General features: G+C 59.3%; 31 protein-coding genes and 2 pseudogenes. 24 read left to right on the forward strand and 9 right to left on the reverse strand.

Features of this window, described 5'->3' with window-relative positions; genetic code table 11:
- The first annotated feature begins 117 nt into the window (after positions 1-117).
- The 17 genes and pseudogenes from DCO47_RS14850 (at position 118) to recX (ending at position 12064) form a co-directional block, all read left to right on the forward strand.
- Positions 118-627, forward strand: a complete 510-nt coding sequence (locus DCO47_RS14850) for a phage baseplate assembly protein V (RefSeq protein ID WP_116658366.1) — start codon at positions 118-120, stop codon at positions 625-627.
- On the forward strand, positions 627-1025 hold the full coding sequence (locus DCO47_RS14855; protein WP_042607026.1) for a phage GP46 family protein: 399 nt from the start codon (positions 627-629) through the stop codon (positions 1023-1025). Before DCO47_RS14850 ends, DCO47_RS14855 begins: the two co-directional genes overlap by 1 nt.
- Positions 1015-2061, forward strand: a complete 1047-nt coding sequence (locus DCO47_RS14860; protein ID WP_116658367.1) for a baseplate J/gp47 family protein — start codon at positions 1015-1017, stop codon at positions 2059-2061. Before DCO47_RS14855 ends, DCO47_RS14860 begins: the two co-directional genes overlap by 11 nt.
- The gene (locus DCO47_RS14865) at positions 2049-2648 is read left to right on the forward strand and encodes a YmfQ family protein (protein WP_042607028.1); all 600 of its coding nucleotides are present in this window, start codon (positions 2049-2051) and stop codon (positions 2646-2648) included. Before DCO47_RS14860 ends, DCO47_RS14865 begins: the two co-directional genes overlap by 13 nt.
- A gap of 13 nt (positions 2649-2661) precedes the next feature.
- On the forward strand, positions 2662-3813 hold the full coding sequence (locus DCO47_RS14870; RefSeq protein ID WP_064364230.1) for a hypothetical protein: 1152 nt from the start codon (positions 2662-2664) through the stop codon (positions 3811-3813).
- A complete protein-coding gene (locus DCO47_RS14875; RefSeq protein WP_042607030.1) occupies positions 3810-4313 on the forward strand; it encodes a hypothetical protein in 504 nt (167 codons plus the stop codon). Before DCO47_RS14870 ends, DCO47_RS14875 begins: the two co-directional genes overlap by 4 nt.
- A gap of 123 nt (positions 4314-4436) precedes the next feature.
- Positions 4437-5533 (forward strand): annotated as a pseudogene (locus tag DCO47_RS14880) (phage tail protein).
- Positions 5534-5540: 7 nt separating this feature from the next.
- Positions 5541-6092: a tail fiber assembly protein gene (locus tag DCO47_RS14885; RefSeq protein WP_042607031.1), complete on the forward strand. Its 552-nt coding sequence runs from the start codon at positions 5541-5543 to the stop codon at positions 6090-6092.
- A gap of 29 nt (positions 6093-6121) precedes the next feature.
- Positions 6122-6862, forward strand: a complete 741-nt coding sequence (locus DCO47_RS14890) for a hypothetical protein (protein ID WP_042607032.1) — start codon at positions 6122-6124, stop codon at positions 6860-6862.
- Between the two features lie 2 nt (positions 6863-6864).
- Positions 6865-7296: a phage tail assembly chaperone gene (locus tag DCO47_RS14895; RefSeq protein WP_080902454.1), complete on the forward strand. Its 432-nt coding sequence runs from the start codon at positions 6865-6867 to the stop codon at positions 7294-7296.
- A 51-nt stretch (positions 7297-7347) separates the two neighbouring features.
- Positions 7348-8550 carry a hypothetical protein gene (locus DCO47_RS14900; protein ID WP_042607034.1) on the forward strand — a complete coding sequence of 401 codons (1203 nt, stop codon included), beginning with the start codon at positions 7348-7350 and terminating at the stop codon, positions 8548-8550.
- A 9-nt stretch (positions 8551-8559) separates the two neighbouring features.
- Complete coding sequence (locus DCO47_RS14905; protein ID WP_064364228.1) at positions 8560-8775, forward strand: hypothetical protein; 216 nt, start codon at positions 8560-8562, stop codon at positions 8773-8775.
- A gap of 36 nt (positions 8776-8811) precedes the next feature.
- A complete protein-coding gene (locus DCO47_RS14910; protein WP_065615267.1) occupies positions 8812-9378 on the forward strand; it encodes a glycoside hydrolase family 19 protein in 567 nt (188 codons plus the stop codon).
- Positions 9357-9875: a lysis system i-spanin subunit Rz gene (locus tag DCO47_RS14915; protein WP_116658368.1), complete on the forward strand. Its 519-nt coding sequence runs from the start codon at positions 9357-9359 to the stop codon at positions 9873-9875. Before DCO47_RS14910 ends, DCO47_RS14915 begins: the two co-directional genes overlap by 22 nt.
- Positions 9876-9942: 67 nt before the next feature.
- Positions 9943-10443, forward strand: a complete 501-nt coding sequence (locus DCO47_RS14920) for a CinA family protein (protein WP_064364288.1) — start codon at positions 9943-9945, stop codon at positions 10441-10443.
- Between the two features lie 83 nt (positions 10444-10526).
- On the forward strand, positions 10527-11585 hold the full coding sequence (gene recA / locus DCO47_RS14925) for a recombinase RecA (protein WP_024011876.1): 1059 nt from the start codon (positions 10527-10529) through the stop codon (positions 11583-11585).
- Between the two features lie 8 nt (positions 11586-11593).
- Positions 11594-12064: a recombination regulator RecX gene (recX, locus tag DCO47_RS14930; RefSeq protein ID WP_042607037.1), complete on the forward strand. Its 471-nt coding sequence runs from the start codon at positions 11594-11596 to the stop codon at positions 12062-12064.
- A gap of 60 nt (positions 12065-12124) precedes the next feature.
- Here recX and DCO47_RS14935 read toward each other — a convergent pair whose 3' ends face one another.
- Positions 12125-13240: a TIGR00730 family Rossman fold protein gene (locus tag DCO47_RS14935; protein WP_042607038.1), complete on the reverse strand. Its 1116-nt coding sequence runs from the start codon at positions 13238-13240 to the stop codon at positions 12125-12127.
- A 339-nt stretch (positions 13241-13579) separates the two neighbouring features.
- Between DCO47_RS14935 and DCO47_RS14940 the strand changes: the two genes are divergently transcribed.
- Complete coding sequence (locus DCO47_RS14940; RefSeq protein WP_039762578.1) at positions 13580-13777, forward strand: hypothetical protein; 198 nt, start codon at positions 13580-13582, stop codon at positions 13775-13777.
- Here the strand turns inward: DCO47_RS14940 and DCO47_RS14945 are convergent, their stop codons facing one another.
- Positions 13778-14203, reverse strand: a complete 426-nt coding sequence (locus DCO47_RS14945; RefSeq protein ID WP_042607039.1) for a PA3611 family quorum-sensing-regulated virulence factor — start codon at positions 14201-14203, stop codon at positions 13778-13780.
- 189 nt (positions 14204-14392) lie between these two features.
- Between DCO47_RS14945 and DCO47_RS14950 the strand changes: the two genes are divergently transcribed.
- The 3 genes from DCO47_RS14950 to DCO47_RS14960 all read left to right on the forward strand — a co-directional run bounded on the left by DCO47_RS14950 (position 14393) and on the right by DCO47_RS14960 (position 16451).
- A complete protein-coding gene (locus DCO47_RS14950) occupies positions 14393-15139 on the forward strand; it encodes a tRNA-uridine aminocarboxypropyltransferase (RefSeq protein WP_083352137.1) in 747 nt (248 codons plus the stop codon).
- 224 nt (positions 15140-15363) lie between these two features.
- A complete protein-coding gene (erdR, locus tag DCO47_RS14955) occupies positions 15364-16014 on the forward strand; it encodes a response regulator transcription factor ErdR (RefSeq protein ID WP_027611090.1) in 651 nt (216 codons plus the stop codon).
- A gap of 74 nt (positions 16015-16088) precedes the next feature.
- A complete protein-coding gene (locus DCO47_RS14960; RefSeq protein ID WP_042607041.1) occupies positions 16089-16451 on the forward strand; it encodes a diacylglycerol kinase in 363 nt (120 codons plus the stop codon).
- Here DCO47_RS14960 and DCO47_RS14965 read toward each other — a convergent pair.
- Positions 16448-17374, reverse strand: a complete 927-nt coding sequence (locus tag DCO47_RS14965) for a LysR family transcriptional regulator (protein WP_042607042.1) — start codon at positions 17372-17374, stop codon at positions 16448-16450. The two genes, DCO47_RS14960 and DCO47_RS14965, sit on opposite strands and share 4 nt — an antisense overlap.
- A 132-nt stretch (positions 17375-17506) precedes the next feature.
- Between DCO47_RS14965 and fpr the strand changes: the two genes are divergently transcribed.
- A complete protein-coding gene (gene fpr / locus DCO47_RS14970; protein WP_007908723.1) occupies positions 17507-18286 on the forward strand; it encodes a ferredoxin-NADP reductase in 780 nt (259 codons plus the stop codon).
- 156 nt (positions 18287-18442) lie between these two features.
- On the opposite strand, the gene tsaA is transcribed toward fpr, so the two are convergent.
- From tsaA to DCO47_RS14990, 3 genes are all read right to left on the reverse strand, one after another.
- Complete coding sequence (tsaA, locus tag DCO47_RS14980) at positions 18443-19141, reverse strand: tRNA (N6-threonylcarbamoyladenosine(37)-N6)-methyltransferase TrmO (protein WP_064364224.1); 699 nt, start codon at positions 19139-19141, stop codon at positions 18443-18445.
- 183 nt (positions 19142-19324) lie between these two features.
- Complete coding sequence (locus tag DCO47_RS14985; protein ID WP_064364223.1) at positions 19325-20095, reverse strand: SDR family oxidoreductase; 771 nt, start codon at positions 20093-20095, stop codon at positions 19325-19327.
- A gap of 129 nt (positions 20096-20224) precedes the next feature.
- Positions 20225-20695 (reverse strand): DUF1456 family protein, encoded by a 471-nt coding sequence (locus tag DCO47_RS14990; protein ID WP_064364222.1) that lies wholly within the window; start codon positions 20693-20695, stop codon positions 20225-20227.
- A gap of 267 nt (positions 20696-20962) precedes the next feature.
- Here DCO47_RS14990 and DCO47_RS27550 point away from each other — a divergent pair, with 267 nt between their 5' ends.
- Entirely contained in the window at positions 20963-21010 is a 48-nt protein-coding gene (locus DCO47_RS27550; protein WP_371919875.1) for an SEC-C metal-binding domain-containing protein, read from the forward strand.
- Positions 21011-21350: 340 nt separating this feature from the next.
- On the opposite strand, the pseudogene DCO47_RS27555 reads toward DCO47_RS27550, so the two are convergent.
- The 3 genes and pseudogenes from DCO47_RS27555 to rimO form a co-directional block, all read right to left on the reverse strand.
- A pseudogene (locus DCO47_RS27555) lies at positions 21351-21734 on the reverse strand (hypothetical protein); the annotation flags it as partial.
- Positions 21661-22134, reverse strand: coding sequence for a GNAT family N-acetyltransferase (locus tag DCO47_RS15000; protein WP_116658371.1), 474 nt, complete (start codon positions 22132-22134; stop codon positions 21661-21663). The pseudogene DCO47_RS27555 and the gene DCO47_RS15000, both read right to left, overlap by 74 nt.
- 322 nt (positions 22135-22456) lie before the next feature.
- Complete coding sequence (gene rimO, locus DCO47_RS15005) at positions 22457-23794, reverse strand: 30S ribosomal protein S12 methylthiotransferase RimO (RefSeq protein WP_042607049.1); 1338 nt, start codon at positions 23792-23794, stop codon at positions 22457-22459.
- Positions 23795-24143: 349 nt separating this feature from the next.
- Between rimO and DCO47_RS15010 the strand changes: the two genes are divergently transcribed.
- Entirely contained in the window at positions 24144-25985 is a 1842-nt protein-coding gene (locus tag DCO47_RS15010) for a potassium transporter Kup (RefSeq protein ID WP_371919876.1), read from the forward strand.
- Positions 25986-26116 lie beyond the last annotated feature (131 nt).

A 26116-nucleotide genomic window follows, 5' to 3' on the forward strand; every position in this document is an offset into this window, starting at 1 on the left:
GAGCCTGCTCGCGATAGCGGTTCAACAGAAACAGAAGTGTCGACTGTCATGCCGCCATCGCGAGCAGGCTCACTCCTACAGTTGATTGCGTTGTGCCCACCTTTTTGAGAAAAAACCATGAGCCTACTGACACGCCTGCTGGCGCGCGGCACTGTCGTGCTCGCCAATTCGGCTTCGAAACTGCAATCGCTGCAAATGCGCCTCACCGCCGGTGAAGTCAACGACGACCTCGAACACTTCGAGCCCTACGGTTTTACCAGCCATCCGCTGGCTGGGGCCGAAGGGATCGTCACCTTCATCGGCGGTGACCGTTCCCACGCCATCGCCCTGGTCATTGCCGACCGCCGCTATCGCTTGCAAGCACTCGCCGCCGGCGAAGTGGCGATCTACACCGACGAGGGCGACAGGATTCATTTCAAGCGCGGGCGGATCATCGATATCGAAACCGCCACGCTAAACATCCGCGCCAGCAGCGCGGTGAATTTCGATACGCCGGTCATAAACCAGACCGGCAAGATCGTTTCCACGGGTGATCAACTGGCCGGCGGCATCAGCCAGATCAAACACGTCCACGTTGGCGTGCAGGCCGGTAACGGTCAGACCGGCGCGCCGGCAGGAGGGCAATGATGTTCATCAGCCAGAACCTCCACGCCGCACTGACCCGCGCCGTGCTCATCAGCCTGTTCACCTGGCGTCGCGCCGCCGATGACGACGCCCTTGATGACGATGAACGCTTCGGCTGGTGGGGCGACAGTTTTCCTACGGTTGCAGACGATCGCATCGGCTCGCGGCTGTGGCTGTTACGCCGGGTCAAGCTGACCCGGCAGACGCAAATGGACGCCGAGTTCTATGCCCGCGAAGCCCTGCAGTGGCTGCTCGACGACGGTCACTGCAGCGCCATCGACATCATCAGCGAACGCCTCGACGCCCAGCGCCTGAACCTGCGCACGGTCCTGACCCTGGCCGACGGCGAACGTCTGGACATCAACCCCGATAACAGTTGGCAGGTGATCTATGCCGTTTGAAACCCCTTCGCTGCCGGTGCTGATCAAACGCACCCAAAGCGACCTGGCCGGCGATTCGCTGCGCCAGTCCGATGCGCAAGTGCTGGCCCGTACCCTCGGCGGCGCCGTTTATGGCCTGTACGGTTATCTCGACTGGATTGCCCAGCAGATCCTGCCCGACAAGGCTGACGAGTCGACCCTGGAACGCATCGCCGCGCTGCGCCTGAACCAGCCGCGCAAAGCTGCACAAGTGGCTACCGGCAGCGTCAGTTTTACGGCCACGCCGGGCGCCGTGCTCGACGTTGACACGCTGCTGCAAGCGAACGATGGCCGCACCTACAAAGTCACCACCGCGCGCACCACCGTCAGTGGCAGTAACAGCACCACGATTGCGGCGCTGGAGGCCGGCAGCCTGGGCAACGCTGATGCCGGTCTGACGCTGACCCCGGTGCAACCGATTGCCGGCATCGTCGGCAACAGCTTCGTGGTGCTGGCGCCGGGCCTCAGCGGTGGCGTGGCGCGCGAAAGCCTGGAATCGCTGCGCTCGCGGGTCATTCGATCCTATCGGGTAATTCCCCACGGTGGCGCGGCCAGCGACTACGAAACCTGGGCACTGGAAGTACCGGGTGTGACGCGGGCGTGGTGTCGTGGTGGTTTGCTCGGACCGGGCACGGTGACCGTGTTCATCATGCGCGACGACGACCCGCAACCGGTGCCCAACGATGAGCAACTGGCAGAGGTTCAGGATTACCTCGAACCGCTGCGCCCGGTAACCGCCGAAGTACATGTGCAGCGACCGGTGCAAGTGCCGGTGGTGTATCGCTTCAAGCGCGTCGAGCCGGACACCACCGCGGTACGCGCCGCCGTCGAAGCGCAACTGCGTGACCTGCATAACCGCGAGGCCGATCTGGGTGTGCCGCTGCTGATCAGCCATATCCGCGAAGCGATCAGCAGCGCTGGCGGCGAGTACGACCACAGCCTCAGCGCACCGGCAGCCGACGTGCCGGCCGGGCAGAGCGAACTGCTCACCTTCGGAGGCTGCGTATGGGGGGCATAAGAACCGCCGCGCAATATCAGGCGCAACTGCGCGCCTTGCTGCCCAGCGGCCCGGCATGGGATCCGGAACGGGTGCCGGAACTCGAAGAAGTGTTGCAAGGCGTGGCCGTCGAACTGGCCCGCCTCGACGCCCGCGCCGCCGATCTGCTTAACGAAATGGACCCGGCCGGCGTCAGCGAACTGGTGCCCGACTGGGAACGCGTCATGCAGTTGCCCGACCCGTGCCTGGGCACCACGCCGCTATTCGACGACCGCCGCCTCGCCGTACGCCGCCGCCTGCTCGCAGTCGGCAGCCAGGCTGTCGGCTACTACCTCGACATCGCCAAAAGCCAAGGCTACCCCAACGCCAGCATCACCGAACACGAAGCACCACGCATGGGCCGTGCACGTTTCGGCTCGGCGCATTGGGGCACCTGGGAAGCGCAGTTCATGTGGACGCTCAACACCGGCGGCCGCCTGCTGCTCGGTCGGCGTTATGGCGCTAGCTATTGGGGGGAGCGCTTCGGCGTCAACCCCGGCTCGGCGCTGGAATGCCTGATCCACCGCAGCGCGCCGGCGCATACCAAGGTGCATATCAATTATGACTAGGGAGAAATAGCAGATGGACTATCCGATCAGTGTGCCCAGTGCCGGGCTGGTGAATGGCAGGTTTGTCGACGAGAACCCCATAACAGGGACGCCGGGGTCGTTGATTCCAGCGGACTGGGGCAACGGGGTTACCCAGGAAATTATCAATGTGATCAAGGCGGCAGACCTGACGCCGGACGAGAAGAAATACGATCAGTTGTTGCAGGCGATTCGCAGCGTTTCGGCCAAGGGCTGGAATCTGGATTCGGCGTTGCCGATCGGTTCCTTGCCATTGCCGACCGTCGCGAATGCAGAGGGCCGACTGGCCGTCACTGCCAATGCGTCGGCGACCAGCGGAGGCAAGGTTTCGGTGCCGCCGGGTATACCGGTGAGCATCGCTCAAGAGGTCGTGCCTGGCCAGTTGGGCAGGTCGCGCACGTTTACCACGTCGAACTGGACCAGCGCCGAATTGTTGCCTAATACGGGTTATTTTCTGCGTGCTCAAGTAGTCGGCGACGCACTGATTTTTTATGTACAGCGCGGCGCGCCGACTGACGCAGCCCCGGCGTCCCTGAAAGGCATGGCGGATGGCGTGGGCGGTGGCGGATTTTGCTCGACCAGCCTGGACATGTGCGTTGCCTGGATTCTCACCGGAGCGGTGGGAACTGTCCCTCTGGTACTCGCAATCTATAACCGGGCCCGGCTCACCTGGAGCCAGACCGTTAGTGGGACCGGTGTGATTTATCTGCCACTGGACCCGCATGCGCGTTCGGCCCGGTTGATTTTCAGCAATGCGACGCCTTCAGCCAGCCTGCTGACCAGCGTAGGGTTCTCGGAGGCCAATTGGTTGGGCTCCAGTTACACGTTTACGAGCCCTGGCGTGCAGATCATCGGTGGCAACCCATCAGGATGGACAGCCAAAAATCCAATCGTGATCTGTTCCAATAATGCGGTCGGAGACGTGTCCGTATCGACCTTGACCGCCGGGTTCGATCACACGCAGCTTCGCTCGTTGTGGCAGACATTTCAGTCTCAACATGGTCTCGGCTCGATGGATGCTTCGAAGGACGAAGCGCTGCATGGCATCGGCATCAAAACTCACCCTGTTGCCGATTACGCCTCCGGTATCGCAGTGAATTTCAGTAACGCCGTCAATATTCATTTTTTGTGGGAGTTGATCCGATGAAGGTGATTCAGGAGCTTCATCAATTTGGCGACGAACTGCGCCCGCCGCAGCCTTCGCTTGCACACGAGTGGGATGGACAGCAATGGCTGGCAGACGCATCAAAACTGGCGACGCTGGAACATTTGGAAGCCGAGCACCTGTGCGCGAAAGTCGATGCCGCCGCTGACAACGCTCGCAGCGCACTGGCAGGCGACCCGCTCAAAGCCATGGAGTACGCACAGGCAGCCGCAGACGCTCAGGCTTTTCGGGACGCCGGTTACCCGAAAAAAGAAGTCCCTCTCGCAGTTGCCGCGTGGGTCGTCAAAGGTCGCACGGCCAAACAGGCGGCGGAGCAGATTCTCGCCAAGGCCGAACAGCTGACTGACCACTTGCTCACCCTACGCACTCTGCGCCTGAAGGCCAAGGCGCAGATCCGCGCACAGGCGGGCAAGGGCAAGATCGATCTGGCGCGCGGCGCGGCCGATGAAGCCTTGATTGCCATTGGCGAACTTGCCAGCTAACCGATCTTTCGTCCTGCCTCACCCAAGCCCACTTCGATGTGGGCTTTTTATTTTCCGAACCAGACCTGTGTCTGCCAGTGCGCAGGCATGGCTCATTTGTCATTGCACAGGAACGAACAATCCATGGACTATCCAAAAAGCGTCCCCAGCGTCGGCCTGGTCGACGGCCGTTTCGTCGATGAAAATCCGGTGGCGGGGACGCCGGGTTCGTTGATTCCGGCGGTGTGGGGTAACAGCGTGACTCAGGAAATCCTGAGTGTGATTACCGGCGGGGGCTGGAGGCTTCCGAGGCGGACAACGGCCAGTTGTTCAAGGCGATTCGGGCGATTGTCGGCGGCGCCAGTCCGATGCGTTCGGTGATTACCCGACTGGCTGCTTCGAAAGCGCTGACCGAACAGGAACTCGGGCTGGTGTTGATCGATGGCAGCCCCGGTAGCGTCACCTTGCTGTTACCTCCAGCCGATGCCGCCCTCGGTGTACGCGATGTCATTGTGCGTCGGGTGGACAACAGCGGCAGTCGCATGGTGATCCAGGCGGTCGGCACTGACCGAATCCGTTTCCATACTCATCTCTCGCCGAATGGTTACGCGTTTTTCGTACTGATGGGGGGCGGCGACTGGTGGCATTTGCGCAGTGACGGTGCTGGCAGTTGGTGGCCGGTGGGGCGACTTGATACCAGTGCCTTGGGTCGGCCATTTTTCGAAACGACCACTCTGCTCAACCCGGGTGGCTACGGTATTCCTAACGGCGACCTGTTCAAGCGTGCCGAGTGGCCATGGCTGTGGGATTTCGCCCAAGCGTCTGGCGCGTTAACCACCGAGGCTTTACGCGCTGGGAGAGAGGGAGGCTGGACCACTGGCGATGGTGCTTCGAACTTTCGTATTCCGGAAATTCGCGGTGAGTTTTTGCGAGTGCTAAGTGAAAGCAGGAACGTGGACAGCGGGCGAGCTATCGGCAGCCTGCAAATGCATTCCTTGCAAACCCACAACCATTTTCTTCCTACCGGAACCGGCTCTTCTTTCCGTCCGGCGCCTGCTATCCCAGATCCTGTGTGGAACGTTGCCACTGATGTGAATTTTTCTCCGACGTCTTCAACCGTGGCGACGACCTACCCTAATCCTGCATTCGACTCCGATACCTTCATCGGCAATATCGGTAACTTTTCTGGCGAAACCCGTCCTCGAAATATTGCCTACCCCGCCCGAATCAAACTGATCTGAGGTGCACATGTTCAATTATCTGATAGATGACAGTGGCGCGTTGTCAGGACCGGTCGAATTTCCGTTGGTACCGGGTATCGGCGCCCAATTACCAAGTAATGCCGTGACCCTGAGCATCGAACTGGCCCCGGCTCCACGGGGATATGCCTGGGTTTATGACAATGGTTCGTTACAACAGCAAGTTGATCGTCGCGGCAATGTTTATCACACCGATACGGGGTTGAGAGAAAGCTGGACGAAGCTGGGCGATTTGCCGGAAGGCCTCACCGAATTGCCTTGGCCAGGCGGCTTTCACGCTTGGATCGATAATGCCTGGCAGCTCGACGAAGTCGCGCGACTGGCTGATCTGAAGCGTGTCGTTCTGGCTCAGCGCGATGTCCTGCTCGGCAACGCCTTACTCCGCATCGCGCCCTTGCAATATGCCGAAGACGCCGGTGATGCCAACCATGACGAACAGTTACAGCTGCTCGAATGGAAGCTCTACAGCGTGGAGTTGAACCGCATCGACAAGCAGCCCGGTTTTCCTGAGGCGATCAATTGGCCGGTTTTGCCTGCCTGACCGCTTAATTTTTCACAAAGAGATATGCAATGGATTATCCAAAAAGTGTGCCCGGTGCGGGTTTGGTAAATGGAAAGTTTGCGGATGAAAACCCACTCACCGGTGTCCCCGGGTCATTGATTCCGGCAAGTTGGGGCAATGGCGTTACGCAAGAAATCATGGAAGTCATCACGAGTACCGGGGCCACCGCTGATGAAAGTGACAACACTCAGCTCAGGGTTGCAATCAATACCCTGATCTCCAGGAACCAGAGCGAAAGCCTGGCTACTCAGGAAGACGCGGAGTCGGGTTCAAGTTCGACAAAACTGATGACTCCGTTGCGAGTCTTCCAAGCCATTGGCAAGAAAGTTTTGCAAGCAACCGAGACGATCACCGGGACAGCAAGAGTCGCTTCTCAAGCGGAGGTCAATGCTGGCACCAGTGATTCGGTTATGGTCACTCCCAGGAAACTCCGACTCGGGTTCATGGTGAGACTCGGTCCCTCTGGGTACCTGGTATTTCCGTCCTGGATGGGCGGTCTGATCATCCAATGGATCAACGGAAGTGCCAGTCAGACCGCTAACAATAACAACGGTGAACTCAATTTGTGGCCGTTGGCATTTCCCAATGCATTGTTCCTCGCGGTTGCAACCCATGAGGGGACGTCAACGGCGACATTTCTCACTTGGAATGCGGTGTCCTCGGTAAGTCGACAAGTGGGCATCAATGTGCGTTGCCCTGATTACGCTAATGTCTCGATTTCCGCACGAATCATCGGCGTGGGGTATTGAATATGTATTATTTTTCTCCGCAAACCAGCGGCTTTTATCATTCGCAACTGCATGGCCTGAACATACCGGCGGACGCTTATGAATTAAGCGAAGGCGAGTATTGCGCGCTGATATCAAATGCACCCAAGGGAACAATTCTTTCTCTCGATAAAGACGGACGCCCGGAACGAATCCTGATGGCCGAGCAAACTGCCGCCTCCCTTGAGCGTGTGTGGCGGGACCACCAGTTGCAGCTGACTCAGTGGTTGGTGATTCGCGATATGGAAGAGTTGGAAACGGGTGGCGGCACGACACTTCGTACCGAGGAATACAGACAACTTTTGGCTTATCGACAAGCGTTGCGCGACTGGCCTGATGATCCGGAGTTTCCGCAGAGTCTCTCGCGTCCGCTGGAACCCGATTGGCTTGAAATAGCGATGCGCGCAAACAGCTGAGTTACGCGCCGAGAAAGCGCAGCGCACAAAGAATCTTCAAGGAATACTCACGTGGATTACCCAAAAAGCGTCCCCGGCTCTGGTCTGGTCAACGGCAAGTTCGTTGATGAGGACGCCATTGCTGGTACGCCCGGCTCGCTGATTCCAGCGAGCTGGGGCAACAGTGTCACTCAGGAAATACTCAGCGCAATTACCGCAGCAGGGTTGAGCCCGGATGAGCAGCAGACTGATCAATTGGCTCAAGCGATCCGGCAACTGTCCAGGCCAGATCCGCTGCAACAGTTTCCGGTGCAGGTGTATCGCCGGAATCTGCTGATCAATGGCGGATTCGATATCTGGCAACGCGGGACGACCAATCAGGCGCCAAATGTCGGCGGGTACGTGGCTGATCGTTTCCGTTGTGACTGGAACGGCAATGCTGCCGTGAATATCTCTCGCCAGGATTTCGCGCCAGGCCAATCCGAAGTGTCAGGCGAGCCCGCTCATTTTTTGCGTTGGCAGCAGACAACAGCCGGCGTCGGTTCCACTGAACACAAAATTTCCCAATATATCGAGTCGGTCAGGACACTGGCCGGTAAAACCGCCACCATGACCTTTTGGGCGCGCTCCGATGCTGCGCGGCCGCTGAAGGTATTCATAACCCAGTACTTCGGAACTGGTGGCTCGGAGCCGGTGATGAAATCGGTCGAGGTCTTTCAATTGACCACGGCTTGGTCCAGGTACACGACCACCTTTCAGGTACCTGTGATCGCCGGGAAAATGCTCGGTGCCAATGATTGTCTGAGGCTGAGTTTCGATCTTCCGCTGAATGTGATTCAAACGGTTGACCTGGCAAGAATTCAGCTGGAAGAAGGGCCGGTTTCTACCCCCTTCGAAAGCCGTCCGGCCGCGGAAGAGCTGATGTTATGTCAGCGCTACTTCGAAAAGTCTTTTGCAAGCCGCTTGCCCATTCGGGCAAACAACGGCCCAAGTACCTGTATCGCCACGTTCACCCAGGCCGCTGCCGCGAAGTCCCCCCAGTCCGGGATGGCGGTAACCCTGCTGGTTCAGAAGCGCGTACAGCCTACGATCAAGATGTATTGCCCCGGCGAGGCCAGCGGTGAAATCTGGAATTATTCACTTATAAAGGCATGTACTGGATCCATCGTGCAGAGTGTGACCGAGCGCAGTTTTGCCTTTGGCACGACGACGCCCGTCGACAGCGTTCCGGGACAGATACTGCAGATTGAATGGACTGCGGATGCCGAGCTCTAGGAGTAAGCAATGAGTTATCAATTGACTACATGCGGCGTACTAAGGCTGAGCGATGAAGCTTATATCCCGCAAGATCCAACCAATCGCGACTGGCTTGATTATCAAGACTGGCTTTTATCTGGCGGCAAGGTAATGCCGGCAAACGATTCGTTTGAAACTGCCCTGAACAGCCCCCTGAAAACTCTGGCAAATAAATGGCTGGCAAGCATCAGCCGCCAACCGTGATTCAATCGGGACAACATCCAGGGAGGATCAAGCATCATGCAGTTAACTGAAAAACACCTTATCGACATCATGCCCAACGCCCGCTCCCAAGCGGGCGTTTTTGTTTCTGTACTCAACACTGCCATGGCCAGGCATCGCATCGATACGCCCAAGCGCATCGCTGCCTTTCTCGCACAGGTCGGTCACGAGTCGGGGCAATTGCGCTACGTGCGCGAACTGGGCAATAACCAATACCTGAGCAAGTACGACACCGGCACCCTGGCGCTGCGTCTGGGCAATACGCCCGAGGCGGACGGCGACGGGCAAAAATACCGGGGCCGTGGGCTCATACAAATTACCGGTCGCGCCAACTACCGCCAATGCAGCCTCGGCTTGTTTGGCGATGAGCGTCTGTTGTCGTTGCCCGAATTGCTCGAGCAACCGCAATGGGCGGCCGAATCGGCGGCGTGGTTCTGGGCGCAGAGGGGCCTGAACGAGCTGGCCGACGCGGACCAGTTCAACACCATCACCCGCCGAATCAACGGCGGGTTGAATGGCTTGCAGGATCGTCTGGAAATCTGGGCGCGGGCGAGGACGGTGCTATGTCCGGCTCCTGGCGTGTGATTGGCCTGTTGTTGCTGGCGGCCGGGGGTTTCTCTGCGGCGTGGCAATTTCAGGACTGGCGCTACGGGCGACAATTGGCCGAGCAGGCGCGGTTAAACGCCGAGACGCAGAATCAACTCACTCAAACTGCCGCGAGCGCACAACAGGCCGAGCAGGATAAACGCCTGGCGCTGGAGCAACGACTCGCGGCCAGTGAACAAACCCATTATCGAGCGCTGAGCGATGCCCAACGTGATCAGGATCGCCTGCGCGATCGCCTTGCTACTGCCGATGTCCGGTTGTCAGTCCTTCTCGACGCCGGCGACGTTGCCCACGGCTGCGCGGTGCCAGCCACCGCCGGCACCGGCGGCGTGGATTCTGCAACCGTACGCGCCCGACTTGACCCGGCGCATGCTCAACGAATTATCGCCATCACCGACACCGGCGACCGCGGATTGATTGCCTTGCAGGCCTGTCAGGCCTATGTCAGAGCACTGGCGCCCGAACATCTTGAATGATTCTGTGTATTGAAAGCATGGCCGGCTCGTGTACGGTGAAGACATTCCACACGATCCGGAGCTCGCCGTGAAAGAGACCACCCAACTGGCCGCTGAACTGGGCCGACGTCTGCAAGTGCTCAATGCTCACGTCACCACTGCAGAGTCCTGCACCGGTGGCGGGATTGCCGAGGCCATTACGCGGATACCGGGCAGTTCGGCCTGGTTTGAAGCCGGTTACGTGACGTACTCCAACCGGCAGAAAACCCGGCAGTTGAATGTGCCGGACGAACTGTTCGAAACGGTCGGCGCGGTCAGCCGCGAAGTCGTCGAGGCCATGGTGCGCGGTGCGCAGCAGCACAGCCTGGCGCATTTTGCCGTGGCGGTCAGCGGCGTCGCCGGCCCCGACGGCGGCACGCCGAACAAGCCGGTGGGCACGGTATGGCTAGCCTGGGGTGTGGGCGATGCGGTTTACAGTGAGGTTCAGCACTTCCCCGGCGGCCGTGATGAAGTCCGCCGACAAACGGTGAAGGCCGCGCTAGAGGGGCTTGTGCGACTAGCGGCACGAGAAATCGAAAATCAGGGGTAGGCGATCTTCGAACGCTGTGGAATAATACTGGCTACTTATACAGGTGTTGGCCGTCAGGCCTTATTGATTACGTGAGGACTTTAATGGACGACAACAAGAAGAAAGCCTTGGCTGCGGCCCTGGGTCAGATCGAACGTCAATTCGGCAAGGGTGCCGTAATGCGTATGGGCGATCAGGACCGTCAGGCGATCCCGGCCATCTCTACTGGCTCTCTGGGTCTGGACATCGCACTCGGCATCGGCGGTCTGCCAAAAGGCCGTATCGTTGAAATCTACGGTCCTGAATCCTCCGGTAAAACCACACTGACACTGTCGGTCATCGCCCAGGCACAAAAAGCCGGCGCGACCTGCGCATTCGTCGACGCCGAGCACGCACTCGATCCAGAGTACGCCGGCAAGCTGGGCGTCAATGTCGACGACCTGCTGGTTTCCCAGCCGGACACTGGCGAACAGGCCCTGGAAATCACCGACATGCTGGTGCGCTCCAACGCCGTTGACGTGATCATCGTCGACTCCGTGGCGGCACTGGTACCGAAGGCTGAAATCGAAGGTGAAATGGGCGACATGCACGTCGGCCTGCAAGCACGTCTGATGTCTCAGGCGCTGCGTAAGATCACCGGTAACATCAAGAACGCCAACTGCCTGGTCATCTTCATCAACCAGATCCGTATGAAGATCGGCGTGATGTTCGGCAGCCCGGAAACCACCACCGGTGGTAACGCGCTGAAGTTCTACGCTTCGGTTCGTCTCGACATCCGCCGTACCGGCGCGGTGAAGGAAGGCGACGAAGTGGTCGGCAGCGAAACCCGCGTCAAGGTTGTGAAGAACAAGGTGGCTTCGCCGTTCCGTCAGGCCGAATTCCAGATTCTTTACGGCAAGGGCATCTACCTCAACGGTGAGATGATCGACCTGGGTGTGTTGCACGGTTTCGTTGAGAAGTCCGGCGCCTGGTACGCCTACGAAGGCACCAAGATCGGTCAGGGCAAGGCCAACTCGGCCAAGTTCCTGGCGGACAACCCGGAAATCGCCGCGAAGCTCGAGAAGCAACTGCGTGACAAGCTGCTGTCGCCAGCAGTGATTGCAGACTCCAAGGCCTCGGCGGTCAAAGAGACCGAAGACGACCTGGCCGACGCTGACCTCTGATCGCAGCGATGACCACCGCCGTACTGGATACCCTCGTCGCGGTGCGGCGAACCGCCATGGACCTGCTCGCACGCCGCGAGCATGGTCGCGTCGAGTTGACGCGCAAGCTGCGTCAGCGCGGCGCCGAGGCGGAGCTGATCGAAACAGCCCTCGACCGTCTGACGGAAGAGGGACTGCTTTCAGAAGCGCGATACCTTGAAAGTTTTGTTTCCTACCGAGCCCGTTCCGGCTATGGCCCATTGCGAATTCGTGAGGAGCTCAGCCAGCGGGGCTTGCAACGTACCGATATCGAAGTCGCCCTGCGCGAAAGCGGTATCAATTGGCAGGCGCAGCTTCAGGACACGTGGCAACGCAAGTTCTCCGGGCATTTACCGATTGATGCGAAAGAACGAGCCAAACAAGGCCGGTTTCTGGCGTATCGGGGTTTCTCGATGGAGATGATCAACCGATTGTTCAGCGGTCGAGAGATGGACGATTAAATCGATTCAACAAAAAACGGCCCGCTATTTTTAAAAATAGCGGGCCGTTTTTTTTTGCCTTCAGATCACGTTGGAAGGTTCGCGCGAGCGTTGTGCGGTGGGCGGTTTTGAGTCTGCCCAGTTTTCCGGCAGGTTGATAAAGTCAACCAACTCTCTCAGACGACCATGGGTGCGGCCATTGAAGGCGAACGCCAGCCGCGCCAGATGGCTGAACTGTGCATCATCATGTTCTTCGCCACTGTAGGCGTGTTGATGAAACTGGTCGCTGAGGCACAGATCAGCGAACTCCTCTTGCATTTGCGCCAATGCCTGGTCGCGGAGCTTGTGGTTCATGCGTATCACGAACTGCCGCTTGAGCCAGCGGGTGGAGTGGAAGTTGCTGTAGAACTGATTGATCTCTTCCACCGCGTCTTCAACGCTGTAGACCAGCCGCATCAGCTTCATATCCGTCGGCAGGATATAGCGGTTGTCTTCCAGTTGGTTGCGGATGAAATCCAGCGCGCCTTGCCAGAACGTCCCGCCCGGGACATCCAGCAACACCACCGGCACCAATGGGCTTTTGCCGGTCTGGATCAGCGTCAGCACTTCCAGCGCTTCATCAAGGGTGCCAAAACCGCCCGGGCACAGCACCAGCGCATCGGCCTCTTTGACGAAGAACAGTTTGCGGGTGAAGAAAAAGTGGAAGGGCAACAGATTGTCGGTGCCATCGACGGTGGGGTTGGCATGTTGTTCGAAGGGCAGGGTGATGTTGAAACCCAGGCTGTGATCACGCCCGGCTCCTTCGTGGGCGGCGGCCATGATGCCGCCGCCGGCGCCGGTGATGACCATCATGTCCGCACGGGTCAGCGCTGCGCCGAGTTCGCGGGCCATCGCGTACAGCGGATGTTCCACTGGCGTACGTGCCGAGCCGAATACGGTGACTTTGCGCCGGCCCTTGAATTGCTCAAGCACGCGAAACGCCTGCTCCAGTTCACGCAGGGCTTGCAGGGTGATCTTGGCGTTCCAGCGATTGTGGTCTTCCTGAGCCATACGCAGCACGGTCAGGATCATGTCGCGGTAGATGGGGATGTTCGGGCTGTTGGGGGAAACATGGTCGAGTTGGGCTTCGACCTGGCTGATAAGGTCGCCGCGTTCCTGAAAATGACGGCTCAAGAGGTCGTTCGGTTGATAGGGCATTCAACGTCTCCTTCTGCACAGAGCGAGTGACTCTGACGAGAACGTCCGAGCCGCACTGCAAAAACACACAGGGCCGGCAGTTCCATTTCTGCCGTTAACGGATGATCGGGAATACTCTGAATCTAGACCCTCCCACGCATTCGTGCCGACTTGAACAGTGCGCTGTAACGTTTTGCGTGGCAACCGCTTACTGAATTGCAACAAAGCCTCGCCGCTCGTCTGAACGTGTCGCGAAGGGCCATCACTCTGATTTACTCAAATACAGATGTCGCAAGACAACCTTGCGTTTGCGCAAGGCCGGCAATTCATGGATTCGTGGGTGGCAAGGAGGCGGGATGCATGGCCAGAGTGGTTCTGGAGATCGATACGCAGCTGTATCGAATGTTGCAGGAGTCGGCCAAGACCAATCAATTGAGTCTCGAGGAAGAGTGCTGCCGACGATTGGCTGGCGGCGAGCGTCGCTCGCGTTATCTGCAGGCGCTGGTGGCGGAACTGCGCGCCGAGGATGAACAGCGGCGCGCTAACGCTTCACGCTGATTACTTTTTCTTGGCGGGCGCAGTTTTCGGGCAATCGGATTCCTGATAGCTCGCCGAGCCGATCGCTTTGTTGGTTTTCACTTCGGTGAAGTCGTAACGCATGATCGCGCCCTTGGCCATCAGCTTGCGGTACGACGGGTTATTGCAGACCGACGCGCCCAACTGGAAGTACACAGCCTTGGGATCGGCGCGCATCTTGTCGGCGTGGCTCTTCTGCACGCTCAGATGGTTGATCAGCTGCGTGCCTTCGACGGTGTAGCCTTGATCAAGAATGTCTTCATTGATCGCCCGTGGCGTGCCGACGCTGCTTTGGGCGGCGACGTTGCGCAGCTCTCGGTTCAGATTCTGCTCACTCAGGGACGCAGCCTGAGCAGTAAAGGACGACGCCAGCAGAATGGCAGCGGTGGGAACGATAAGGCGCAGCATGAAACTCTCCTGATTCGGTGACTGGTGGTTCGACCCGTCACGGGGCGGTGCGTTCAGTGGCGGCGAATTATAGGGGAGCCGGTCTGGACGGTACAGGCTTGTAGCCGTCGCTCTGGTAAACTGCCGGCCTTTATTGCCCTGCCGAGTGTCGTTCGTGTCGAGTTTCCCTGTCTGCCGGTGTCGCCTGCGATGAACCATGCCCCCAACGCCGTGGCCCGCCTGCGCGATCAGCGCGAAGATGAAGGCATCAAGCCGATTCAGGCGCGCGGGTTTCGCTCCGAGCGCTGCCGTGATTGCCGAGTGATCATCAGCCATTGCCTGTGCGCGTGGCGGCCGAGCGTCGACACCCGTTCCGGCGTGTGCCTGATCATGACCGGCAAGGAAGTGTTCAAGCCCAGCAACACCGGCTGGCTGATTGCCGACGTCGTGCGCGACAACCACGCGTTTATCTGGTCGCGCACCGAGCCTGACCCGCAGATGCTCGCATTGCTCAACGATCCGCAATGGCAGCCGTATCTGGTGTTTCCGGGTGAATATGTCGAGCCGTCGCGGGTAACCAACACGGTGAGCGTCGATAGCAGCAAGCGTCCGTTGTTCATTCTGCTCGATGCGACCTGGACCGAAGCGCGCAAGATTTTCCGCAAGAGTCCGTATTTCGATCGTTTGCCGATTCTCAGTCTGCTGCCCGACAAACTCTCGCGCTATCGCTTGCGCCGCTCGACTCGCAGCGAGCATTTGTGTACCGCTGAAGTCGCCGCGTTATGTCTGGAACTGGCCGGTGACAGCGATGCGGCATCGGCACTGGACGCCTACTTCGATGTGTTCAGCCAGCATTACCTGGGTGCCAAGCAGCAACTGGACGTGAATGAATCAACTGCCGCTCACGCCGAGTTGTTGCCTTATATACGAAAGCCGCAGCCGGAGTTGGCCCGATAGTGGCCCATACTGTCGACAGCGCTGGCCATCTTGCTTGACCACCCCGGCTTCGCTGGGCATGCTTGGCGCCGATTAGGGTGCGGCCAAGGTTTGAAACGCCGTTTTTGCAGTTGATTGGCGTTGAACGTGCCCCTGTGGATATCGCTTCAAAAGCGACATCTTGAGTTGTTTTGGCCAGACCGGAATGCACCGGGTCTGCCATCAAAAACAGGATCATTTGAAAAATGGCCACATACGACATCCTGATTGCCGATGATCACCCATTGTTTCGTAGTGCCCTGCATCAAGCGGTGACGCTGGGCCTTGGCCCGGATGTTCGGCTGGTGGAAGTGGCGAGCATCGCCGAACTGGAAGCACGCCTGACCGAAAAGTCTGACTGGGATCTGGTCCTGCTGGACCTGAACATGCCCGGCGCTTTCGGGTTTTCCGGGTTGGTCATGCTGCGCGGACAGTATCCGCAGATTCCGGTGGTGATGGTCTCGGCCCAGGAAGAAGCTTCGGTGATGGTCAAGTCCCGCGAATTTGGTGCCAGCGGCTTTATTCCCAAGTCCAGCGACTTGAACGTGATCCAGCAAGCGGTGCGCAAAGTCCTCGATGGCGATGTGTTCTGGCCGCCGCAAGCCTTCGAAGCGGTGAGCGTGTCGGATGAGGCGAAAGCCGCCAGCGATGGTCTGGCCAGCCTGACGCCGCAACAGTTCCGCGTGCTGACCATGGTCTGCGAAGGCCTGCTGAACAAGCAGATCGCCTACGAGTTGAGCGTGTCGGAAGCGACCATCAAGGCTCACGTCACGGCGATCTTTCGCAAATTGAATGTGCGCACTCGCACGCAAGCGGCTTTACTGCTGCAACAACTTGAGTCAATTCCGAGCCAGTGATGACTGGCTGTTTCACGCTTTTTTGACTTTCGTTGATCTAGCTTCCCCACTCCTTTTTGGTTGGTTTCTTCTTTATGTCACCTTTCAAGGGCCAGACCGGCCTGAAACGCATCCTCAACGCGTCCGGCTATTCGCTTGACGGCTTGCGTGCCGCCTTCACCGGCGAAGCAGCGTTCCGCCAATTGGTGCTGCTCAACGTGGTGCTGATTCCGCTGACATTCTTCCTCAATGTCAGCCGAGTCGAGCAGGCCGTGTTGATCGCGGTTTGCTTGCTGGCGCTGATTGTCGAGCTGCTCAATTCGGCGGTGGAAGCGGCCATTGACCGTATCTCGCTGGAACTGCATCCGCTGTCGAAAAATGCCAAGGACATGGGCAGCGCCGCGCAGTTCGTGGCATTGAGCATGATCGCGCTGGTGTGGGCGGTGATTCTGCTTTAAGCGATGGTCGGCAAGACGATCTCGTCGCTGCGCTGCACCCCGGCGGTAAACGCGCGACACAGGTCGAGAAACTCGCGCATGGCCGAGGTCTGATACTTCTGTTTATGCCAGATGAAATAGAACTGCCGCGCCAGGTCCAGATCCGGCGTCTCGACCGGCACCAGGCTGCCGCGGCGGAAGGCATCGCGCAGCGCCAGCCGCGAGATACAGCCAATCCCCAGCCCTGACTCCACCGCGCGTTTGATCGCTTCAGTGTGTTCCAGCTCCAGCCGAATGTTCAGCGCACTGCGGTGGTGGCGCATGGCTTGATCGAAGGTCAGGCGCGTGCCGGAACCCTGTTCCCGTAGAATCCACGCCTCGTGGGTCAGCTCTTCCATTGTCGCGCTGCCGCGCTTGGCCAACGGATGCTGTGGCGCGCAGAACACCACCAGCTCATCTTCGACCCAGCTCTGCACTTCGATGTCGGGATGGCTGCAATCGCCCTCAATCAGACCCAGATCAATTTCGTAATGCGCGACTTGTTGCACGATATTGGCAGTGTTCTGCACGTGCAGCTTGACCTGACTTTCGGGGTGGCGCTGCATGAAACTGCCGATCAGCAGGGTTGCCAGATAGTTGCCAATGGTCAGCGTCGCCCCCACTGATAAAGAGCCGAAACCGGATTTGCCGTTGAGCAGGTCTTCGATTTCCTTGGCCTGATCGAGCAGGGCCACCGCTTGCGGCAACAGCTGTTTACCGAGGGCGTTGAGACTCAGGCGCTTACCGGCGCGGTCGAACAGCTGGCAGCTGGACTGGCGCTCGAGCTCGGTGATCGAAGTGCTGGCCGCCGATTGCGAGAGGTTGAGCAGACCCGCAGCACGGGATACGCTTTCCTGCTGGGCGACGGCGACGAAGACTTGCAGTTGACGGAGAGTAAATCGCATATCGATATAACCGATAACCCTTATCTTAATAATCCAGTTAACAGATATTGTCGTCGCTATTAGAATGCGATGCAATTGCGCACGTTAAGCCTCATCGAGCCGCGCAGACCAATCTCCAGGAGTCAAACGTACATGAGCAACATGAACCACGAGCGTGTCCTCAGTGTTCATCACTGGAACGACACTCTGTTCAGCTTCAAGTGCACCCGCGATCCGGGCCTGCGCTTCGAGAACGGTCAGTTCGTGATGATCGGCCTGCAACAACCCAACGGCCGCCCGCTTATGCGCGCTTACTCGATCGCCAGCCCGAATTGGGAAGAGCATCTCGAGTTCTTCAGCATCAAGGTACAGGACGGTCCGCTGACCTCCCAGCTGCAGCATTTGAAGGAAGGCGACGAGATCATCATCTCGAAGAAGCCTACCGGCACGCTGGTTCTTGATGACCTGAACCCGGGCAAGCACTTGTACCTGCTGAGCACCGGTACCGGTCTGGCGCCGTTCATGAGCGTCATTCAGGACCCGGAAACCTACGAGCGCTTTGAGAAAGTGATCCTGGTTCACGGCGTGCGTTACGTCAACGAAGTCGCCTACCGCGAATTCATCACCGAGCACCTGCCGCAAAACGAGTTTTTCGGCGAGGCGCTGCGTGACAAGCTGATCTACTACCCGACCGTGACCCGCGAGCCGTTCGAGAATCAGGGCCGCCTGACCGACTTGATGCGCAGCGGCAAGCTGTTCAGCGACATCGGCCTGCCACCGATCAACCCGCAGGACGACCGCGCGATGATCTGCGGCAGCCCGAGCATGCTCGACGAGACCAGCGAAGTGCTCGACAGCTTCGGCCTGAAGATCTCGGCGCGGATGCGCGAGCCGGGTGATTATCTGATCGAGCGTGCGTTCGTCGAAAAATAACACCCCTTGTAGGAGTGAGCCTGCTCGCGATAGGGCCGCGTCAGTCGAAATCCATCTTGACTGATCCACCGAAATCGCGAGCAGGCTCACTCCTACAGAAAAGCAAAAAGCCCGCGTAGCCTGAGAAGGCAGCGCGGGCTTTTTCGTTTGCGGGTGTCATTCGCCAGCCGGGATGACTTCCAGCACGCAAATCTGCGCAGGCGTCGGGTAATGCCAGCGCACGTCCAGATCCCAGAACTGCGCGCCATATTCCCGTTCCGGCGCCGGTGTCTGATACGCCGGACGTGGATCCTGCGCCAGACACTGTTCAATCAACGCAACCAACGGCTCGTCGAGGCGCTGTGCGTGTATGTGCGCCTGTTGCAGCGCCGAATCCGTCCACTGCACATCGATCAAGTGCGGCGCCGCGCTGGCGATGTGGTTGGTCGCCCCCGGGATGATATCGGCGTATGGCACATACGGCTTGATATCCAGCACCGGGGTCCCGTCGAGCAAATCGATCCCGGAAATGAACAACCGATGGGCTTCAACCTTGTCCAGCTTCACCACCGACTGACCGATGCCGTTCGGTCGGTGTGTGGCGCGGGTGGCGAATACGCCCATCGACTTGTTGCCGCCCAGCCGGGGCGGACGCACCTTCAGGCGCGGCTTTTCTTCCAGGGCTTGATGAAACAGGAACAACAGCCAGACGTGGCTGACCTGTTCCAGGCCCTGCACGGCGTCACCCTGATCGAACGGTGCGACCAGCTCCAGCACGCCCCGGGCAGCCGGGGCCAGTTGGGGCTGGCGGGGAATGGCGAACTTCTCCTTGAAGCAGGAGCGCACGAAGCCGATGGGGGAAACGCTGTAGGTCATGGTTTGCATTCGAAGCGGGGTAGGGCGGGCATGATAACCCGGCAGACCTTATGGCAGGTGGCGACTGGGCTGACGCCATCGCGAGCAGGCTCACTCCTACAGGGTCATGGGTGTACACAAAATCTGTGCTCGCTGAAAATCCCTGTAGGAGTGAGCCTGCTCGCGATAGCGTCACCGCCGATCTTAGAGGCTGAACCCACCATCCAGCGGAATGATATTCCCCGTCATGTAGGCCCCCGCCGTACTCGCCAGGCTGATCGCCAGCGCCGCCATCTCTTCCTCACGCCCCCAGCGCTTCATCGGAATCAGCGCAGTATCCTCAGCCAACGCCTGCTCATCATTACCAATGTGCTGCGTCATCCTGCTCGGAAAGCGCCCCGGCGCAATCACGTTGACGTTGATGTGCTGGCTCACCAGTTCCCGGGCGAGAATTCGCGACAGCTGATGCAGCGCGGCTTTGCTCGGCCCATAGGCGTAAGCCTGCTCGCCAAACGACGAAATTCCCGCCACCGAACCGATATTGATGATCCGCGCCGGATTCGCCGCCGAGCCAGCCTTGCGCAGCAACGGCAGAAACTGCTGGATGCAACTGAACACCGAGGTTACGTTGAGCTGCATGACTTTCTCCCAGCCCTTGACCGGGTAGCTCTCCAGCGGCGCCCCCCAGGTGGTGCCGGCGTTATTCACCAGAATGTCCAGATGAGTGATCTGCTCCCCCAGGCGCGCAGCCAGCTCCTGCACACCTTCTTCCGTCGCCAGGTTCGCCGCCACGCCGTGGCACTGGCCCAAGGCGCTGAGTTCTTCAGCCGTTTGATGGCAGGCTTCAGCGTCGCGAGAGCAGACGTAGACACGGGCGCCGGCCTCGACAAAGGCCCTGGCGATCATTTTGCCGATACCACGGGTGCCGCCGGTCACCAGAGCGGTGCGGCCTTGCAGGGAAAAGTAGGGATGCATGGCGAGTCCTGAAGATTAGGGATCAATACACCCTAGTCGCCAGCCGCGAAAAGCGGAGCCACTATTTTCAGAGGGAATGAGCGGTTATGCGCTGCGGTGGCGACCATCAGTCGCCACCGCAAAAGGGCATCAGGCCGGGCGAACGCGCAGCGTGAGCCCTTTGAGAAAGTTACGCAGCAATTGGTCGCCGCACGGGCGATAGTTGGTGTGGCCGACCTTGCGGAACAGTGCGCTCAGCTCAGGCTTGGACACCGGAAACTCGGCGGCCTTGAGAATCGCGTGCATGTCGTCTTCTTTCAGTTCGAAGGCCACGCGCAGCTTTTTCAGGATGATGTTGTTGGTCACCGGCACTTCGATCGGCTGCGGCGGACGGCTTTCGTCCTTGCCGCGTTTGAAGATCACCAGGCCATCAAGGAAGTGGGCGATGACTTCGTCCGGGCAGCGCACGAAACCTTCTTCGTCTTCTTCTTTCTTGTCCAGCCAGGTGATTACATCGGCGAGCGTGACGTCGAGGCCGCCGAGCTTGATGATCTCGACGACTTTCTTGTCGCTGATGTCGAGCATGTAGCGCACGCTGCGCAGTACGTCGTTATGAACCATGTCGGTATTCCTGATGCGTTGTGGGCAGCGCTCGCGAGCGCTGCCGGAATGTGGGACGGCGGTGGAAGTGTCAGAACTTCTCTTTGCCGGACAGGTAGCGCCATTGGCCAACCGGGACCTTGCCGATCGAGACGCCGCCGATGCGGATGCGGCGGATGCCGATGACCTTCAGACCGACCGCCTCGCAGAACTGCGCGATGATCCCCGGCTGCGGGTTTTTCATGGCGAAGCGCAGACGGTTTTCGTTCTGCCAGCTGGCCTTGACCGGTGCCAGCTCCTTGCCCTTGTGGGTCAGGCCGTGCTGCAGGCGATTGAGGCCGTGGGCAGCCATCTCACCCTCTACTTCAACAATGTATTCCTGCTCGATCTTCGCGGCGTCGGCAGTGAGTTTGCGCAGGATTTTCCAGTCCTGGGTGAACACCAGCAGGCCGCTGGCCTTGGGCTGCAGGTCGGCGCTGGCGGTGAGCCGCAGGAAATGTCCGCGCAACGGTCGTTTGCCGTAGCGGTGCTCTTCGCTGAGGGTTTCGGCGCTGAGCGACTGCATGGCGCTGTCGACATCCATGCCGGCGGGGGCGTTGAGCAGGATGGTCACCGGCTCCGGCGCGGTGGCCTTGGCGTCCTTGTCGAGCTCGACCTTTTGATCGCCAACCTTGAATTGCGGCTCATCGATGACTTCGCCGTCCACGGTAACCCAGCCGCCCTCAATGAACAGCTCGGCCTCCCGGCGGGAGCAACCGACCAGTTCGATGAGGCGTTTGGAGAGGCGAATCGGGTCAGTCATGACAGGGCCGTAACAAAAAAGGGGTGGGCATTGTACCTGTGTGGAAGCGGTTAAGCCCGGTTCCATTTCGGTATCGTTATTTGTAGGAGTGAGCCTGCTCGCGATTGCTTTATGACATTCAGTATTGTTGTCGGCTGGTCTGGCGCTATCGCGAGCAGGCTCACTCCTACAGGGTTGTGGTGTGTCAGCCGGTGCCTGAGCGTTGCTGATTCTGCCGCAGGCGCATATGCAGCAGCGGATACGGCTGGCCCATGCCATCGACCTCGGAGCGTCCGACCACCTCGAAGCCCTGTTTCTCGTAAAACCCCAGCGCCTGCGGGTTCTGTTCGTTGACGTCGAGTTCATCGGCGTTCAGCCGTTCGATCGCATATTTAAGCAGCTGTTTACCTAAACCACGGCCACGATGATCGGGATCGATGAACAGCATTTCAATCTTGCCCGCCGCCACTCCGGCAAACCCGGTGATGCGCTGCTGGGCGTCTTTGGTGCAGATCAGCATCACCGCATCGAGATAACGGGTAAGCACCAGATTGCGCAGCAGCTCGATGTAGCTGTCCGGCAGGAATTGATGAGTCGCCCGGACCGAGGCCTCCCAGACCAGGGTCAGTTCTTGGTAATCGCTGATTTTCGGTGTGTGAATGACCGAATGCTGAAGCATGTGCGTGTGCCTCTTGTACGTTTCAAGGGAGTCCGTCCCCCGCTAAACGATAGCCGCAAAAAAGCCCCGCATCTTGTAAAAAGAGCGGGGCTTTTTGTTTTTGTTGCGGTGTCTGGCTGGCTATTTCTGTCGCCGGCAAGAGCTCTCCCCCTCACCCCAACCCTCTCCCCCAAGGGGGCGAGGGGGAAGGGAGCTGATCTTCGTGCTGTTCAAAACCTGAGTTCGATCGGATAGCTCAGGTCGATATACCTCGAAAGAACAACACGGTCAGCTCCCTCTCCCTCCGGGAGAGGGCTGGGGTGAGGGGCTTTTGACGTTCAGATCAGATCTGCTCAGCCCACAGATCATATTCGTCAGCATCAGTCACCTTGCACCAGACCTTGTCGCCCGGTTTCAGATTGCTGCCGTTGTCGATAAACACGTTGCCATCGATCTCCGGCGCATCGAAGAAGCAGCGGCCGACCGCGCCTTGCTCGTCGACTTCGTCCACCAGCACTTCGATCTCGCGACCAATGCGCATTTGCAGACGGGCCGAGCTGATCGCCTGCTGGTGCGCCATGAAGCGCTCCCAACGATCCTGCTTGACCTCGTCCGGAACAATCTCCAGATCCAGATCATTGGCCGGAGCGCCGTCCACTGGCGAGTACTGGAAGCAGCCGACGCGGTCGAGCTGGGCTTCGGTCAGCCAGTTGAGCAGGTACTGGAAGTCTTCCTCGGTTTCGCCCGGGAAACCGACGATGAAGGTCGAACGGATGATCAGGTCCGGGCAGATCTCGCGCCAGTTCTTGATCCGCGCCAGGGTCTTGTCTTCGAACGCCGGGCGTTTCATCGACTTCAGGACTTTCGGGCTGGCGTGCTGGAACGGGATGTCCAGGTACGGCAGGATCTTGCCGGCGGCCATCAGCGGGATCAGCTCGTCGACGTGCGGGTACGGATAAACGTAGTGCAGGCGGACCCAGACGCCCAGCGTGCTCAGCGCTTCGCACAGTTCGGTCATGCGGGTTTTCACCGGCGCGCCGTTCCAGAAACCGGTGCGGTATTTCACATCAACGCCGTAAGCGCTGGTGTCTTGCGAAATCACCAGCAGCTCTTTGACGCCGGATTTGACCAGGCGCTGAGCTTCGTCGAGCACGTCACCCACCGGACGGCTGACCAGTTTGCCGCGCATCGACGGGATGATGCAGAACGAGCAGCTGTGGTTGCAGCCTTCGGAAATCTTCAGGTACGCGTAGTGGCGCGGGGTCAGCTTGATGCCTTGTGGCGGCACTAGGTCGATCAGCGGGTTGTGATCCTGACGCGGCGGCACCACTTCGTGCACGGCGTTGACCACTTGCTCGTACTGCTGCGGACCGGTCACGGCGAGCACGCTCGGGTGCACGTCGCGGATATTGCCTTCTTCCACGCCCATGCAACCGGTGACGATCACCTTGCCGTTTTCCTTGATCGCTTCGCCGATCACTTCCAGCGACTCGGCCTTGGCTGAATCGATGAAACCGCAGGTGTTGACGACTACAACGTCGGCGTCCTGATAGGTGGACACCACGTCATAACCTTCCATGCGCAGCTGGGTCAGGATGCGCTCGGAGTCGACCAGTGCTTTCGGGCAACCCAGAGATACAAAGCCAACCTTGGGATTGGCCGGCGCAGGAGTGGTGGACATGTCTAACCTCGGTGTTTTGTGACGTCGCTTGCTTGATGCGCAAACCGACGGATGGGCGCTTAAGGCGCGCCTCTGATCAAAAAGTGCGCAATTCTAGCGGCGGGCAACGCACTTGACCAGCTTTATACGGGGAAATACGACGAGTGCTGCGCTATGCTTCGCGCCGTTGAGCTTTACCGATTTCTTGCAGTCAATCATTGGTCTGTAACAACAGGTAAAACAGCGCATGCTGCAATACAAAGCATAGTGCTTCCTTCAAAGAAGCCGGTATCGAGATCAGGAGTGTTGGATGGGTCAGGCAAGTAGTCATGCGGCGGGCGCCGAGGGTTCGGCGAGCAGACCGCTGAGCATGCTGGTCGCGGCGGTCGGGGTGGTTTATGGCGACATCGGCACGAGCCCGTTGTACACCCTCAAGGAAGTGTTTTCCGGCGGATACGGTGTGCCGGTCAATCACGACGGCGTACTCGGCATTCTGTCGTTGATCTTCTGGTCGCTGATCTGGGTGGTCTCGATCAAGTACATGATGTTCGTGCTGCGCGCCGACAACCAGGGCGAGGGCGGCATCATGGCCCTCACCGCACTGGCACGGCGGGCAGCGGCGGGGCGCAAGCGCCTGCGTACGTTGCTGGTGGTCTGCGGGCTGATCGGCGCGGCGCTGTTCTACGGCGACAGCATGATCACCCCGGCTATCTCCGTGTTATCAGCGATCGAAGGCCTCGGCCTGGCGTTCGACGGCATTGATCACTGGGTGGTGCCGCTGTCCCTGGTCGTGCTGGTCGCGCTGTTTCTGATCCAGCGCCACGGTACCGCGCGGATCGGCATCCTGTTCGGGCCGATCATGGTCACCTGGTTTGTCGTCCTCGGCGCCCTCGGCGTGTACGGCATCAGCCATACCCCGGAAGTGCTGCACGCGATCAATCCGATGTGGGCGGTGAATTTCTTCATCGTGCATCCGGGCATGGGCGTGGCGATTCTCGGCGCCGTGGTGCTGGCGCTGACCGGCGCCGAAGCGCTGTACGCCGACATGGGCCACTTCGGCCGCAAGCCGATCGCTCGCGCCTGGTTCTTGCTGGTGCTACCGGCGCTGGTGCTGAATTACTTTGGCCAGGGTGCGTTGCTGCTGGAAAATCCTGACGCCGCGCGCAACCCGTTCTATCTGCTGGCACCGAGCTGGGCGCTGATTCCGCTGGTCGGCCTGTCGACACTGGCCACGGTGATCGCCTCGCAAGCGGTGATTTCCGGCGCTTTCTCCCTGACCCGTCAGGCGATTCAGCTCGGTTACATCCCGCGCATGTACATCCAGCACACCTCCAGCGACGAGCAGGGCCAGATCTACATTGGCGCGGTGAACTGGGCGCTGATGGTCGGCGTGGTTCTGTTGGTGCTCGGTTTCGAATCCTCCGGCGCACTGGCCTCGGCCTACGGCGTGGCGGTGACCGGCACCATGCTGATGACCACCATTCTGGTGTCGGCGGTGATGCTGCTGCTGTGGAAATGGCCACCGATCCTCGCGGTGCCTGTGCTGCTCGGCTTCTTGTTGGTGGATGGTCTCTACTTCGCTGCGAACGTGCCGAAGATTGTTCAGGGTGGTGCGTTCCCGGTGATCGCCGGTATCGCCTTGTTCGTGCTGATGACCACCTGGAAGCGCGGCAAACAACTGCTGGTCGAACGCCTCGACGAAGGCGCGCTGCCGCTGCCGATCTTCATCAGCAGCATCCGCGTGCAACCACCGCATCGCGTACAGGGCACCGCAGTCTTCCTCACCGCACGCTCCGACGCCGTGCCCCACGCGTTGCTGCACAACCTGCTGCATAACCAGGTGCTGCATGAGCAAGTGGTGTTGCTGACGGTGGTCTACGAAGACATCCCGCGTGTGCCGCCTTCGCGGCGCTTCGAAGTCGAAGCGCACGGGGAGGGCTTTTTCCGGGTGATCCTGCACTTCGGTTTCACCGACGAGCCGGACGTGCCGCAGGCGTTGAAACTGTGCCACCTCGAAGACCTCGACTTCAGCCCGATGCGTACCACTTACTTCCTCAGTCGCGAGACGGTGATCGCCTCGAAACTCGAGGGCATGGCGCGTTGGCGTGAGGCGTTGTTTGCGTTCATGTTGAAGAATGCCAATGGCAATTTGCGGTTCTTTAATTTGCCGTTGAACCGGGTGATTGAGTTGGGAACGCAGGTGGAGATGTAACTTCGCGTTATAAGAAGAGCCCCCGTCAGCCTTGTGGTTGGCGGGGGCTTTTTTGTCGGCGGCAACTTCAGATCAAAAGATCGCAGCCTTCGGCAGCTCCTACAGGTTTCGCATTCCATGTAGGAGCTGCC

It is taken from the genome of Pseudomonas sp. NDM, from assembly GCF_003105095.1.
GTDB lineage: Bacteria > Pseudomonadota > Gammaproteobacteria > Pseudomonadales > Pseudomonadaceae > Aquipseudomonas > Aquipseudomonas moraviensis_A.

Excerpts from the sequence above, each read along its gene's own strand:
- fpr (WP_007908723.1), top strand. The coding sequence starts at position 17,507 with ATGAGCAACATGAACCACGAGCGTGTCCTCAGTGTTCATCACTGGAAC.
- DCO47_RS14890 (WP_042607032.1), top strand. The coding sequence starts at position 6,122 with ATGGATTATCCAAAAAGTGTGCCCGGTGCGGGTTTGGTAAATGGAAAG.
- DCO47_RS14985 (WP_064364223.1), bottom strand. The coding sequence starts at position 20,095 with ATGCATCCCTACTTTTCCCTGCAAGGCCGCACCGCTCTGGTGACCGGC.
- DCO47_RS14965 (WP_042607042.1), bottom strand. The coding sequence starts at position 17,374 with ATGCGATTTACTCTCCGTCAACTGCAAGTCTTCGTCGCCGTCGCCCAG.
- DCO47_RS14865 (WP_042607028.1), top strand. The coding sequence starts at position 2,049 with ATGGGGGGCATAAGAACCGCCGCGCAATATCAGGCGCAACTGCGCGCC.
- DCO47_RS14895 (WP_080902454.1), top strand. The coding sequence starts at position 6,865 with ATGTATTATTTTTCTCCGCAAACCAGCGGCTTTTATCATTCGCAACTG.
- DCO47_RS14875 (WP_042607030.1), top strand. The coding sequence starts at position 3,810 with ATGAAGGTGATTCAGGAGCTTCATCAATTTGGCGACGAACTGCGCCCG.
- tsaA (WP_064364224.1), bottom strand. The coding sequence starts at position 19,141 with ATGACCTACAGCGTTTCCCCCATCGGCTTCGTGCGCTCCTGCTTCAAG.
- DCO47_RS14855 (WP_042607026.1), top strand. The coding sequence starts at position 627 with ATGTTCATCAGCCAGAACCTCCACGCCGCACTGACCCGCGCCGTGCTC.
- DCO47_RS14960 (WP_042607041.1), top strand. The coding sequence starts at position 16,089 with ATGTCACCTTTCAAGGGCCAGACCGGCCTGAAACGCATCCTCAACGCG.
- DCO47_RS14950 (WP_083352137.1), top strand. The coding sequence starts at position 14,393 with ATGAACCATGCCCCCAACGCCGTGGCCCGCCTGCGCGATCAGCGCGAA.
- rimO (WP_042607049.1), bottom strand. The coding sequence starts at position 23,794 with ATGTCCACCACTCCTGCGCCGGCCAATCCCAAGGTTGGCTTTGTATCT.
- DCO47_RS15010 (WP_371919876.1), top strand. The coding sequence starts at position 24,144 with ATGCTGGTCGCGGCGGTCGGGGTGGTTTATGGCGACATCGGCACGAGC.
- DCO47_RS14860 (WP_116658367.1), top strand. The coding sequence starts at position 1,015 with ATGCCGTTTGAAACCCCTTCGCTGCCGGTGCTGATCAAACGCACCCAA.
- DCO47_RS14870 (WP_064364230.1), top strand. The coding sequence starts at position 2,662 with ATGGACTATCCGATCAGTGTGCCCAGTGCCGGGCTGGTGAATGGCAGG.
- DCO47_RS14850 (WP_116658366.1), top strand. The coding sequence starts at position 118 with ATGAGCCTACTGACACGCCTGCTGGCGCGCGGCACTGTCGTGCTCGCC.
- recX (WP_042607037.1), top strand. The coding sequence starts at position 11,594 with ATGACCACCGCCGTACTGGATACCCTCGTCGCGGTGCGGCGAACCGCC.
- DCO47_RS15000 (WP_116658371.1), bottom strand. The coding sequence starts at position 22,134 with ATGCTTCAGCATTCGGTCATTCACACACCGAAAATCAGCGATTACCAA.
- DCO47_RS14885 (WP_042607031.1), top strand. The coding sequence starts at position 5,541 with ATGTTCAATTATCTGATAGATGACAGTGGCGCGTTGTCAGGACCGGTC.
- DCO47_RS14910 (WP_065615267.1), top strand. The coding sequence starts at position 8,812 with ATGCAGTTAACTGAAAAACACCTTATCGACATCATGCCCAACGCCCGC.
- DCO47_RS14935 (WP_042607038.1), bottom strand. The coding sequence starts at position 13,240 with ATGCCCTATCAACCGAACGACCTCTTGAGCCGTCATTTTCAGGAACGC.
- DCO47_RS14905 (WP_064364228.1), top strand. The coding sequence starts at position 8,560 with ATGAGTTATCAATTGACTACATGCGGCGTACTAAGGCTGAGCGATGAA.
- DCO47_RS14915 (WP_116658368.1), top strand. The coding sequence starts at position 9,357 with ATGTCCGGCTCCTGGCGTGTGATTGGCCTGTTGTTGCTGGCGGCCGGG.
- DCO47_RS14940 (WP_039762578.1), top strand. The coding sequence starts at position 13,580 with ATGGCCAGAGTGGTTCTGGAGATCGATACGCAGCTGTATCGAATGTTG.
- DCO47_RS14990 (WP_064364222.1), bottom strand. The coding sequence starts at position 20,695 with ATGGTTCATAACGACGTACTGCGCAGCGTGCGCTACATGCTCGACATC.
- erdR (WP_027611090.1), top strand. The coding sequence starts at position 15,364 with ATGGCCACATACGACATCCTGATTGCCGATGATCACCCATTGTTTCGT.
- recA (WP_024011876.1), top strand. The coding sequence starts at position 10,527 with ATGGACGACAACAAGAAGAAAGCCTTGGCTGCGGCCCTGGGTCAGATC.
- DCO47_RS14945 (WP_042607039.1), bottom strand. The coding sequence starts at position 14,203 with ATGCTGCGCCTTATCGTTCCCACCGCTGCCATTCTGCTGGCGTCGTCC.